Origin of the sequence: Clostridium fessum, from assembly GCF_003024715.1 — a bacterium.
Lineage (GTDB): Bacteria > Bacillota > Clostridia > Lachnospirales > Lachnospiraceae > Otoolea > Otoolea fessa.
In genome coordinates this window covers 221,105-233,465 of record NZ_PYLO01000001.1, presented here as the reverse complement: position 1 = coordinate 233,465, position 12,361 = coordinate 221,105, and the positions used below count along the sequence as shown (strand labels likewise).

The window sequence follows — 12,361 nt, the reverse complement described above, 5'->3', positions numbered from 1 at the left end:
AGCAATATGTTCTTTCCCTACATGGTATAGTACATACGCACAGCCGCTTGTCCCCGCTGCCGGGGGACGGCTTTTTTTGACAGGCTAATCCCTGTCGGATTTTGTCGAAGTAGTTTTCGTTGCATAGCGGCTCCCTCCTAAAGCCGCCATGCCAGAACACGGTGCAGGGGTCGTCGAAGCAAAAAAACGGCGGCCTTGATCTACTCAAAACCGCCGTATCCGTCAGTGATACAGGAAAGCGCACGAAATCCTCTGCCCGTCAGCGGTTTTTTTCTTTTCCCCGCTGTGGAGGCAGATGTTTGAATATGTAGGCTCGTTTCATTCCACAAAGAACAGAACCCGCCGGATCAGCTCCGGGATATTGACCGGGGCGGTGATATAGTCGTTCACGCCCTCATGCCGGTATTCATATTCCATGGCAAGGTCGTTGTTCTCGGTGAGGATAAAGAACGGCAGAAGCCGGACAGGGGGATTCTTCATCTGGAACATCCCTGCCACCCGCCGCAGCGTATGAAACAGCTCCATTGCTGTGCCGTCCGGCAGTTTCAGATCGCACAAGATCAGTTCTATTTCCTTATCCTCAAAAATCCGGCGCTTGGCCTCCCCAATCGAGGGAACCAGAATCAGGTCAAAGCCCTTTTGCAGCATAGCCGCCTGCAGCACTCCGGCGCTGGTATCTTCTGCATGGACAAAAAGCAGCTTGTGAAAAGTCGGGGCCTTTTCGCCGGATAGCTGCCGGTAGGCATATTCCACCAGCTTATCTTGCAGCAGCAGTCCTTTCATTTTGTCCATGCACAGCGTCGCGCCCCGACGCTTGGCCTCCTGTTCGTAGTCGTCCCTGTCATGGCAGGATGCCAGAATAAAGGGCAGCTCCTTGTCTGCCGCCCGTACCTCGTCCAGAAAGTCCATGCCGGAACCGTCCGGCAGGTCGAGATCACAGCAGACCACCAGCGGCATTTCCTCTTGGATGGCGGCCCGCGCTTCTTTCAGCGTACAAGCCGTTTTTACCGGGTAGCCCCGGTGCTGTAAGTATTTTTGCAGACACCATGTATAGGTGTCGCTGTCGTCAATCAGCAGTATCTTTTTCATGTGTCCTCACCCCCAATATTGATTTACCACAAGCATAAACTACAAATGTTACACAAATGTCCGAGGTGCCTTTGATTTCGACAGAAAAACAGGCTGAATTGTTACAACGCTCGGACATTTCAAAAATTTTTTTGAGAAATGGCGAAAAAAGCGGGGCAGCACACGCCGCCCCGCCGATCCCATACGGCTATTCCATCGTCCTGATTTGCTCAACAAGAGATTGTTTTTTCAGATTTCCAGTTGTGTAAGAAATCAAGGTGAATTGCACAATCAGCAGGATTGCTAAATATATCAATACGATCAGCCACGGAAATGAATAGTAAAAGTATGGATTCATCGTTTTCACAACTACCTGTACGGATAGGAAGCCCAGTCCAGTCCCCAAAACCAATGTTACCAGCGTAGCAAAAACTGAATACATCAACCCCTCATAGCACAGCATTTTGATAAGCTGCTTTTTACTCAAACCAATCGCCTGTAACATTCCAATTTCCTGCCTACGGGATAAGAAGTTTGTGATTGTCGTATTGACAAGGTTGATTAAAGAAAAGCACACAACAATAACAGCCACGATCAACAATACCCCGAAGGAAAGTTGTTGAAGTCCGCTATAATAAGTGATACTTTCTTTTATGGTTTCCATAATCAAATCGCTATTTCCGTCTATCAGTTGATTTAATGCAGCTTCAACTGTATCAAATTTTTCCATATCGGTAATTACAGAAATCGTACCTGTGCAATCTATCCCGGTCGCTTCATTCATAAACTGCTCCGGAAGCGCAAAGCATTTTGAGAAGCCGGAGTAAGAATATTCGTTTACAATGCCCATGACGGTATAGGTCTTTGTGCAAATTTGGCCGGATTCGGTTTTATAGTCCACTTCGACGGTATCACCCAACGCAGCCTCAATATCATAGAGATCGGCACGCTCTTGAAGCAAGACAATTCCATTTCCTGCCACCAGTTCATCATAATCAGTCGTTCCCGCAATTCGCTCTTTCTCCAAATTCTGCTGTTCATCTCGGCAAAAGCCCTGAATCCATTTTCCAGAATTACCATTTACACGATATTCTGCGTCCGTGTAATACCAGTGCTTGATTCCTGTAACGCCATCAATAGTTTCTACTGCATTTATAAAATCGGCATTTAGAAAATTCTTTTGCTGCAATCCAGACAAAGAAATACCGGCAGTGTCCCACGATTGATTTGCGTTGAGTTGGATGTTAAATTCACCGACAGGGAAAGCCCTGCCTCTTGCCTCTGCAACGCCATCATAGGAAACTAACATTGTCGAAATCAATACAACCAATACTCCGCCGAGTGAAAGAGAAAGTATTGTTAAAGTGGACTTTGCCTTTTGTCTGGACAGATTCATTTTAGCAAGTGAAGCAGGCGTTATTTTACGGTGCAGCACGGAACTTTCTTTCATTTTTCCCTGATAATCGGAATATCGCAATGCTTCCAGCGGAGATACTGCCGCAGCTCTTTTTACAGGAGTATGAATGGCAATCATCACAATAATAAATGCAAAAAGGCCAACCCCGACCGTCACACATAAAGTAGTCAGCCAGTACCAACCGGCAGGAATCAGGAAGTACCCAATCACATTTCCAATAACCAGACCAATCGGGATAGCAATGGCAGCAAGTAATTTCCCCTCGCGGTAAACCATCTTTTTGATCTGTCGTTTTGTAGTTCCGATTGTGCGAAGCTGTCCATAGTTACGGATACTGCTTGCTACTGAAATATAAAAAATCGAATAGATCACAATGCCGGAACCAATGAAAGTTACAAAACCAATCAAGAAATAGAACAGCATATCGCTTCCGTGATTTTCGTCCTTTAAGTTAAAATATGTGGAACGGACAATCACATTATCATCGGAAATTTTTAATTGCTGCGCCAGAGTGTTTGCATAGTTGGTGGCTTCTTCCTCGCTCATATTTTGAGCGCCTTTCAGCCCAATGTAATAATCAATCATGCCCTCGTCGCCATACTGCTGTCTTACTAATTCTTTCGATATAATGGCTGTATAGCGCCCAATATCGCCGGTTTTCACATCTAAGATTCCCGTCAATTTGAAATCATGGGTAGTGCCGTCAGAAAAGGGGATTTGAATTGTCTGTCCCAATTCATTTGAATAGCCCAAACTATCCAAAAAGGATTCTTGCACTACAATTTCATTCTCCGAAGCTGGTAAATCTCCCGAATAGGGCATACTTTGGGATTTTAGCATATCTGCATTTGCATAAGTAAAATTCACGGTTGAATGGTTTACCTGTTCAGAAAATGCGTTAAAAAATTCCCCAACCCACGCAATTTCTTCTTGCTTGTATAGTTCCTGTCCCTGTTGTTCAGAAATCGCATGATACATAATCTGCGCTGTTTTTTGGTTGCGGTTCTGCGTTTCCTGCATAACCCCAAAGCCATAGAGGACAATAGCAGATAGCAATGCGCTGGCAAGTGCAATCGTCAAAATAATAAAGATATTTCTTTTTCGATTTGCCGATATACTGCGGTTTGATATGCGCTTTACTATGCCGCTGGTATCATTTTCAAAAGGCCATGTCATAGCCTGCCACCTCCTTACTCCACAATCTTTCCGTCCTCAATGCGGACAATCCGATCTGCAAGGCGGGCTATGTCGTCATTGTGGGTAATCATCACAACAGTTTGCCGGAACTCCGCACTGGTGCGCTTGATAAGCCCCAGCACCTCGGCGCTGGTCTTGCTGTCAAGGTTGCCGGTCGGCTCGTCGGCCAGCACGATAGCCGGTTTGGTAATCAAGGCGCGGGCGATAGCCACACGCTGCTGCTGTCCGCCGGAAAGATTGTTCGGCATATTTTTCAGTTTATCTTCCAGCCCCAGCAGGTGAACGATCTCGTCCAAAAACTTCTGATCCACCGTGTCCCCGTCCAGCTCCACCGGCAGGACGATGTTCTCATACACATTCAGGATGGGAACAAGGTTATAGTTCTGGAAGATAAAGCCGATGTTGCGGCGGCGAAAGATGGTAAGCTGTTCGTCGTTCATCTTCGACAGTTCTTTGTCCCGGACAATCACATTGCCAGAAGTAGGGGTGTCCAGCCCGCCCATCATGTGAAGCAGGGTAGACTTGCCGCTGCCGGAGGTTCCCACAACGGCCACAAATTCGCCGTCCTCCACGGAGAAGTTCACACCGTCAAGGGCGCGGGTGATGTTCGGCTCTGTGCCGTAATACTTTTTCAGGTCGATAGTCTGTAAAATGCTCATAAAATTCAATCCTTTTTTTGTTTGTTGTAAATGCGGAACGCTGCTGCGCCGGTGGCAGCCAACTGCACCAGAATCAGCACAGCGAACAGGCCGAAGCTCTCATAGTAGAACAGTTCATCCCAAAATAGGAGAACATCACAGAGAGCAGTCAAGGCAACCGTCCAGCGGATGTGCCGGGCCAGCCATTGCCGGAACACCAGCACAAGGGCAACGGGCGGGACGATCAGCAGCGCCAGATTCAAAATCAATGTCGGGGTCAGTTCCATTGCGTCGCCTCCTCACTTTTGTTGATAAGGGTATTGTAAAACCCAAATGTCCGCGAAATGTTACAGCGGCCAAAAAATTTCATTGAAAATCGGGGTGAAATGTTACAACGCTCGGACATTTCAAAAAAATTCACGGCGGACAGCCGGAAATGGTCGTCCGCCGAATCATACTACACAATCTTTTAGATAGATTGATTGTGAAATAATTTCAATCCAATCACCACATCTATCATAAGTTCCACAATGAGAATTATACTAATGGCAACATTAAAATTACATAGGTTATATAATCCGATATAGATTTCACAAGTAAGAAATACAACTTGCAGACACAAATTTAAGTATGTCACTAAATGCTCGTTAGTTCTATTCCACAATCTAAACAGGAACATTGTAAAAATAGGTTTTCCCGTAAAAGCAAAAAGCACTGACAATACCGGCATCAAAAATACATAGTAAGAATCTACTGCATTGCTGGGGGATGTACCTACCCATTGAATTGCTATTTTATCAGGAACAACGAAAAATAAAACAATAGATAAAATAACATTGATTATTAAGATGATTGTTGTTGCTTTGCAAAAATTGATTTTTTTCATGGTGTTTTCTCCTGTTATAAGTGTGCTTTATTTAGTCGGCAACATAATGGAAAATTCCGAACCCTTGCCCGGCTCCGAAACCACTTTGATATAGCCGCCCTGCCGTGTTACGATCTCGCGGGCCAGATACAGGCCAATGCCCACGCCCTGCTGTTCGTGTACTTCTTCCTCACGATAGAAGCGCCGGAAGATGGCAGCCTGATTACTTTCGGAAATGCCCTTGCCGGTATCGGCTACTTTGATCTCCACATACATTTCCCACGGTATCACCGACACCGTAATTTTTCCACCTGCCGGAGTATACTTCACCGCATTGTCCAACAGGTTAAAGAGGGCTTCGGATGTCCACTTGCTGTCATGTGAAAAGGTCAAATTCTCCGGGCAGTCCACAGATACAGCGATTTTCTTTTTTTCCGCTGCATACACGATCCCACTCATGGCTTGCGCCACGGTATCAAAGAGGCGGCCCGGTTTCTTGTCCAACTGGATCACGCCTGTTTCCAGACGGGAGGTTTTCACAAGGGCCTGAAAGAGAAAGTCCAGCTTATCCGTCTGGTTGCGGATTCCACGGATAAAATCGGTACGCTCCGCCTCGGTCATGGGCTTTTCCAGCAGGGTGTCCGTCGCCATTTTCAGATTGCTTACCGGCGTTTTCACCTGATGGGAAATATCCGATACAAGGGTCTGTAACTCCTGCCGTTCCTCGTCCACCCGGCGACGGTTCTCCTGCATGATCTGGTAAAGTCTCGCCAGCCGGTGCCCGATTCTGGCGAGCTGGGTTTCACTGTCCTCCGGGCGTTTTGGCGCTTCGTTTCCGGTGATCATGTGGTCTAAGGTTTGGCACAGGTCTACGGTAAACTGCGACAGCCGCTTTCCAAATGCCTGCGTCAGTACAAAGATCCCTGCAAGGGCGCACAGCAGCATCGCTCCGCCCGTCAGCAGCACCGCCGTCTGTTTTGTCACAAAAAACAGGGCTATGGTGATCCCGGACATGGAGAGGACAAGTCCTATTGCCACCCAGCCAAACAGCCGCTTTACCGAGAGGTTTTGAAACTTCATTTTGCCTCGCCTCCCGTCCATTGATAACCCATGCCGTAAACGGTCTTGATGTAGGGGGCACCTCCGTCGGATTCAATCTTGCTGCGAATCCGACTGATGGAGGTTGTCAGGGTGTGTTCGTCCACATACTTCTCGTCTATATCCCACAGCTTTTCCAAAAGCTGTCCACGAGTCAGCACTTGCCGGGGATTTTTGCGAAACAGGTTCAGCATTTTGTACTCCATCGGGGATAGAGTCAGAGGCTTTCCATTTAAGGAAGCCGTCTGCTCTGAAAAGTCCAGAAACAGCCGTCCATCGTCGTAAATGTCTTTAGCTGGTTTGTGGTGTTCCAGCATGGCGAACATGGCTTTGATTTTTCGCTGCAAGGCTCTGATCACAAAGGGCTTTGTGATGTAGTCCACCGCGCCCACCTCATAACCCCGTATCTGGTCGCTCTCCTGATCGTTGGCGGTCAGGAAAATTATGATGGTGTCCGGGTGCTGGGGCTTTATTAGCCTGCACAGTTCAAAACCGTTGCCGTCCGGCAGGTTGATGTCCAGCAGCACTAAATCAAATTCCCGCTGGCGTATGGCTTCGGCTGCGGTTCTGGCGTTTAGGGCAGAAGTCACGCCGTAGCCGTCTGCGGTCAGGTTATAGGCCAACATCTTATTCAAAAAACTGTCGTCCTCGACAATTAAAATCTGCTTCATATCCTCACTTCCTTTGCTTTTTGCAGATAGTATAACAGGCAAATGTCCTTAGTTGCAGAAAACACAATTTTCTGATAAAGGAAAATTTACTCCATTGTTTTAATGCGCTCGATCACAGGATGTCTTTTGCTATATCGTACAGAGAAAACGGAGTAAGCTGCCAGTATGAAGAAAAGCGCTACAAAATATATGCTTATTTCTAAAACTGGAAAATGATAAGTCAATGTCCCGAATGTCCCAACCTGATTGAAAACTTTGCAAAGTACAAATCCTGTTAAAGTTCCAATCGTTAAAGTTAGAATAGCCGTACCAGAAACATAATAGAAACATTCTGTTTGCAGCATTTTGGAGAATTGCTTACTGCTCAATCCCACAGACTGTAAAATACCAAATTCCTGCTGTCTTGATATAATGTTTGTCATTAGCGTGTTGATAAGGCTGATTAGCCCAAAAACAGCAATGAAAAATACCAATCCGTATAACGGCATTTTTATGTTATTCATTTCCTCTTGCAGATAAGTAATAATATCGCTGATACTGAAAACTTCTATACCTCCACGATTTTCCGCCAACTGGAAAATCTTATTCTCAACTTCTGTAAGCTGATCTCTTTCCACATCTACAATGCAGGTTATGTTGAAGTTGGAAACATTTTCTTTCATCATAGGTAAGAGTTCCTGCGGAAAATAGAAAGAAGCTGAATCCCCACCGAGATTAGGAGCTTTCCCAATCCCCATTACAGTAAATTCTTCCCATTGTCCATCCGCTGTTTCCACTTTGACTATATCGCCAATTTGAGGAGTGTAATTATAATAGTCGCTTAACAGCTTGGCGGAATTATCTACGATAACTCCTTTTCCGTTGATAAGTTTCTGGCGGTCTGCGGTTCCCTCAATTAGTCCTTGTGAAAAGGCCTCGTACTGATTTTCGGGGATTCCAATTTGGGTAAAGAAATGGCTGTTACCATCCTTGAAAGGAGTGGGAAATTCCATATTTGAAACACAGCCCTGTATAAATTCAATATTCTTTACGCCATTCATATCTGAAATCGTTTCTTCCAAAACTTCATCCAATGGATTTTTCGTTTGAAGTGCATTGATCCCGGCGGGGCGATCTTCCGCATTTGTGTTGGCGGGATCAAGGGAAAGTACAATGTCGCCATTTGCAAATTGCTGTTTTGCCATGCTTTCTACATCAGTTGAATTAAGGTAGGTGGCGGCACACATCAGTAAAACTCCGGCAAATCCCAAAGACAATACGGTTAGTATAGCTTTTTTCTTGTTCCGGGCAAAGCTCATTCGGGCAAGCGAAGATGGCGTGATTTTTCGATGTTCGATCCGCGTTTTTTCTGTCGCCGGTGTATCAGTCGTATTGATTCGCAGCGCCTCAATAGGCGATACCATAGAGGCTTTCTTTACAGGGGTATGGACAGCAATTTTCAAGGCAATTTCTGTAACAAGGGCAATCACAACGGCACATTCCAGTGTAGTCATCCAATGCCAGCCGTCCGGCACGAAACAATAGCCCAAAACACTTCCCAATACAACGCCGATAGGAATTGCAGCACAGGATAACAAAAAATTTTCTTTTCGCACGATACGCTTGATCTGAACCGATGTAGCCCCCAGCACACGCAGTCTGCCATACTCATGTGTTTTCCCGATAACAGAAATGTAGAACAGACTGTAAATAACCAAAGAACAGGCCAGTACAATTAAACTGCTTGCTCCGATAATCACTAATAACTCCTGCGTGGATTTTTCTTCTGCCAATCCAAAATAAGTAGAGCTATACATAACATACTGTTCAGGTACACCGCTTTGTTCCGCAATTTCGTTTATCAACAGCTTCAAAGTTTCGCTGTCCATATTTTCGGTATTTTTCAAGCGAACCAAAAGATCGTAACAGTTTGCTTTTCCATACCGGCTATATAAGCCATTCGATACAATGACTTGATAAATACGGGACGCATTTCTGCTTTGAATAATGCCGCAAACATGATATGTCTGATTTTCTCCAAAAGGCATATCCAGTGTAACGGTCTGATCCAGTTGAACCGGAAGCCCTAAATGCTCCAAATAGGACTGTTCCACAATGATTTCATTTTCTGCCTCCGGCATTTTTCCCAGTAAGTCGGTAACGCCTTTTAGTTCAAGTGCATTTTGATCTCTGTAATACACATCCAAAGTGTAGTCATTGATACGGCTCGTTCCCATTGCAGCCTCTTTGCCGACTGATTCAATCTGGTTGTTATGTTCCAGTTTTTCAAAGACGGTACTGGTACTGTTAATAAAACTGCTCTGGTAGCGTCCTTGCAGATAAAGCCTATTTTCACGGTCTGTTCCGAGATTATATAGTGCTAATACCATCATCAAACTAACTGCAAAAGCAATCGTTATGATAATAAACGCATTGCGTCTTTTATCCGCTTTCATGCTTCGATCTGCTAATTTTTTTACAATGGCGCTGGTGTCATTCTCAAAAGGCCATGTCATAGTTGTATCACCTCCATATTTGATAAGGCCATTGTAAACCCCAAATGTCCGCGAAATGTTACAGCGGACGGATTTTTTCAAAAAAGTGCTTTTTCTTTATTATAGGATAGCCCGCTTTTCCGTACAAGGCACAAAATATGAATTATAAAGTTTAATCTTCCTGCATATAGCAACATTCCATTGAGAAAATATGAAATATACAATGTAGATGGGTGGTGCTATATGGCAAATATCAAAGATTGTCCCGGCTTTGAAACTTTCGGCGCTGATGTAAAAGAGGCGCGGAAAGTCAAGCAGTTATCGCGTAAGACGCTGGCAGAACAGGTCAATATCGACTGGCGCTATCTTGCCAACATCGAAAATGACGGCACGATTCCCAGCCTGCCGGTTATCATACAGCTTATCAAAATCTGCGGGCTTCCCGTGGAACGGTATTTTAACCCGGAGATTATGCGGGAGGAAAGCGCACAGCGGCAGCGGGTCAGCCACAAGCTGAAACTCTGCCCGGAAGAATTTCTGCCGGTCATCGAGGGCGCGATTGACGGGGCCATTCAAATTCAACAGAAGAATGACGAAACGGAGGGTGCATGACAACCCTCTGTTTTGTTTTTGGGAGGACGCAAGCTGCGCCCTCTCTTTTTTTGTACGGTTTTCGGAAAAACCGGGATTTTGCGGGTATTTCCTTGGGGTCAGAACGCTTTTTAGGGGAAGAAGAACAAAGACAGCAAGCATAGGGAGTGTAGCCACACTCCCGGCAAACGGCTTCCCGTTTGTATCTTGGGGAAGTCCCCAAACCCCTGAATGAATGGAGGTGAGAAAGTGGCAAACCGAAAACGGAAGTTTGTGCTGCGCGTCCCAGTGACGCCGGAGGAACGGGCGCTGATCCAGCAGAAGATGGCCCAGCTTGGCACAAAAAACTTTTCTGCCTACGCCCGGAAAATGCTGATCGACGGCTATATCGTCCATATCGACACCGGCCCCGTCCGGGCGCAGACCGCAGAGCTGCAAAAGATCGGCGTCAACATCAACCAGATTGCAAGGCGTATCAACAGTACCGGGACTGTGTACGCGCAGGACTTGGAGGACATCAAGGGGGCGCTGGCACAGATATGGCAGTTACAAAGATCCATCCTATCAAGTCAACGCTGAAAAAGGCGCTGGACTACATCGAGAACCCGGACAAGACCGATGAAAAGCTGTTCGTTTCTTCCTATGGCTGTTCCTATGAAACGGCGGATATTGAATTTCAAATGCTGTTAGATCAGGCGTACCAAAAGGGCAATAATCTGGCCCACCACCTGATACAAGCCTTTGAACCGGGGGAAACCACGGCGGAGCAGGCCCACGAGATCGGGCGGCAGCTTGCCGATGAAGTGCTGCAAGGCAAGTACCCCTATGTAATTACCACCCACATTGACAAGGGCCATCTGCATAACCACATCATTTTCTGCGCCGTGGATATGGCGAACCAGCGCAAGTACATTTCCAACCGCCAGACCTACGCCTTTATCCGGCGCACCAGCGACCGGCTGTGCAAGGAACACGGCCTGTCTGTGGTAAAGCCCGGCAAAGACAAGGGCAAGACCTACGCCGAGTGGGACGCACAGAAAAAGGGTAAGAGCTGGAAAGCAAAACTGAAACTTGCTATCGACGCGGCCATTCCGCAGGCCAAAGACTTTGACGGCTTTTTGCGGCTCATGGAGGCGCAGGGCTATGAAGTCAAACAGGGCAAGTTTATTTCATTCCGCGCGCTGGCAGACGGCCTCCGTCCCGGACAGGAACGCTTTACCCGCTGCAAGACCTTGGGGGAGGATTACACCGAGGAACGGATCACCCAGCGGATCAAGGGCATTGCCATCGACCGGGGGCCGCGCAGAAGAAGCGCCGGGGAAATCTCCCTGCGGATCGCCTTGGAGGACAGTATCAAGGCCCAGCAGTCGGCGGGCTATGCGCGGTGGGCGAAGCTGCACAACTTGAAGCAGGCCGCCAATTCCTTAAACTTCATCACGGAACACCAGATCGACAGCTATGAGGGCTTGGAAAACAGGCTGGCCGAGATCAGCGCGGCAAACGACGCGGCGGCCTCCGCCCTGAAAGACGCGGAACGACGCCTTGGGGATATGGCGCTGCTGATAAAAAACCTCTCCGCCTACAAGCAGCTCCGGCCTGTGGCGCTGGAACTGCGAAACGCCAAAGACAAGGCCGCGTTCCGGCGGCAGCATGAAAGCCAACTGATCTTGTATGAGGCGGCGGCAAAGGCACTCAAAGAGGCCGGGATCACAAAGCTCCCTAACCTGTACGCCCTCAAAACCGAGTATAAAAAACTGGACGCAGAACGGGAACGGCTGTCCGCACAGTACAGCGAAGCGAAACAGAAGTTGAAAGAATACGGCATTGTCAAACAGAATGTAGACAGCATTTTGCGGACAGCGCCGGGAAAGGAGCATACGCAGGAACGATGAACATACCGAGAATGAGTTACCCCCAATACCGCAAGGCCCGCAGGCTCACCCATGAGTGCTGCAACTACTGTAACGGGAACTGCCTCCTGCTGGACGATGGGGAGGAATGTGTCTGTGTGCAGAGTATTTCCTATTCGCTGCTGTGCCGGTGGTTCAAGGTGGCCGTCCTGCCGCTGGACGCGGCCCTGTGCGCCGAGATCACCAAAGGCCGGGACGAGATCAAACGCTGCGCCGTCTGCGGGGCGGCGTTTACGCCCAACTCCAACCGGGCCAAATACTGCCCGGATTGTGCGGTGCAGGTACGCCGGAAGAAAGAGGCGGAACGCCAGCGGAAAAGATACCTCCTGTCTACGCATTTAGGGCGGTAAAAGTCCACGGAAATCAAGGGTTTTTCCGCATGGTCGGCAGGCAGGTGGATAAAGTTATCCTGTTCCCCTCAAAACGGGGTTC

At 47.4% G+C, this 12,361-nt stretch carries 12 protein-coding genes; 4 read left to right on the top strand and 8 right to left on the bottom strand.

Annotated features, from left to right (window positions below; genetic code table 11):
* Window positions 1–318 precede the first annotated feature (318 nt).
* From C7U56_RS01140 to C7U56_RS01105, 8 genes are all read right to left on the bottom strand, one after another.
* Entirely contained in the window at window positions 319–1,089 is a 771-nt protein-coding gene (locus C7U56_RS01140; protein ID WP_106999818.1) for a response regulator, read from the bottom strand.
* 187 nt (window positions 1,090–1,276) lie between these two features.
* Window positions 1,277–3,661 (bottom strand): ABC transporter permease, encoded by a 2,385-nt coding sequence (locus C7U56_RS01135; protein ID WP_106999817.1) that lies wholly within the window; start codon window positions 3,659–3,661, stop codon window positions 1,277–1,279.
* Between the two features lie 14 nt (window positions 3,662–3,675).
* The gene (locus tag C7U56_RS01130; protein WP_005362411.1) at window positions 3,676–4,341 is read right to left on the bottom strand and encodes an ABC transporter ATP-binding protein; all 666 of its coding nucleotides are present in this window, start codon (window positions 4,339–4,341) and stop codon (window positions 3,676–3,678) included.
* A 5-nt stretch (window positions 4,342–4,346) separates the two neighbouring features.
* Entirely contained in the window at window positions 4,347–4,607 is a 261-nt protein-coding gene (locus C7U56_RS01125; protein ID WP_004611617.1) for a hypothetical protein, read from the bottom strand.
* Between the two features lie 182 nt (window positions 4,608–4,789).
* Window positions 4,790–5,206, bottom strand: coding sequence for a hypothetical protein (locus C7U56_RS01120; RefSeq protein WP_106999816.1), 417 nt, complete (start codon window positions 5,204–5,206; stop codon window positions 4,790–4,792).
* 27 nt (window positions 5,207–5,233) lie between these two features.
* Window positions 5,234–6,265, bottom strand: a complete 1,032-nt coding sequence (locus C7U56_RS01115) for a sensor histidine kinase (RefSeq protein ID WP_106999815.1) — start codon at window positions 6,263–6,265, stop codon at window positions 5,234–5,236.
* The gene (locus tag C7U56_RS01110; RefSeq protein WP_106999814.1) at window positions 6,262–6,954 is read right to left on the bottom strand and encodes a response regulator transcription factor; all 693 of its coding nucleotides are present in this window, start codon (window positions 6,952–6,954) and stop codon (window positions 6,262–6,264) included. The genes C7U56_RS01115 and C7U56_RS01110 overlap by 4 nt, the downstream gene beginning before the upstream one ends.
* A gap of 86 nt (window positions 6,955–7,040) precedes the next feature.
* A complete protein-coding gene (locus C7U56_RS01105) occupies window positions 7,041–9,449 on the bottom strand; it encodes an ABC transporter permease (RefSeq protein ID WP_106999813.1) in 2,409 nt (802 codons plus the stop codon).
* Between the two features lie 222 nt (window positions 9,450–9,671).
* Between C7U56_RS01105 and C7U56_RS01100 the strand changes: the two genes are divergently transcribed.
* From C7U56_RS01100 to C7U56_RS01085, 4 genes are all read left to right on the top strand, one after another.
* Entirely contained in the window at window positions 9,672–10,040 is a 369-nt protein-coding gene (locus C7U56_RS01100) for a helix-turn-helix domain-containing protein (protein WP_102289599.1), read from the top strand.
* 228 nt (window positions 10,041–10,268) lie between these two features.
* Entirely contained in the window at window positions 10,269–10,598 is a 330-nt protein-coding gene (locus C7U56_RS01095) for a plasmid mobilization protein (RefSeq protein ID WP_002566656.1), read from the top strand.
* On the top strand, window positions 10,559–11,911 hold the full coding sequence (locus C7U56_RS01090; RefSeq protein ID WP_106999812.1) for a relaxase/mobilization nuclease domain-containing protein: 1,353 nt from the start codon (window positions 10,559–10,561) through the stop codon (window positions 11,909–11,911). The genes C7U56_RS01095 and C7U56_RS01090 overlap by 40 nt, the downstream gene beginning before the upstream one ends.
* Entirely contained in the window at window positions 11,908–12,279 is a 372-nt protein-coding gene (locus C7U56_RS01085) for a cysteine-rich VLP domain-containing protein (RefSeq protein WP_008689659.1), read from the top strand. The genes C7U56_RS01090 and C7U56_RS01085 overlap by 4 nt, the downstream gene beginning before the upstream one ends.
* Window positions 12,280–12,361: the final 82 nt, after the last annotated feature.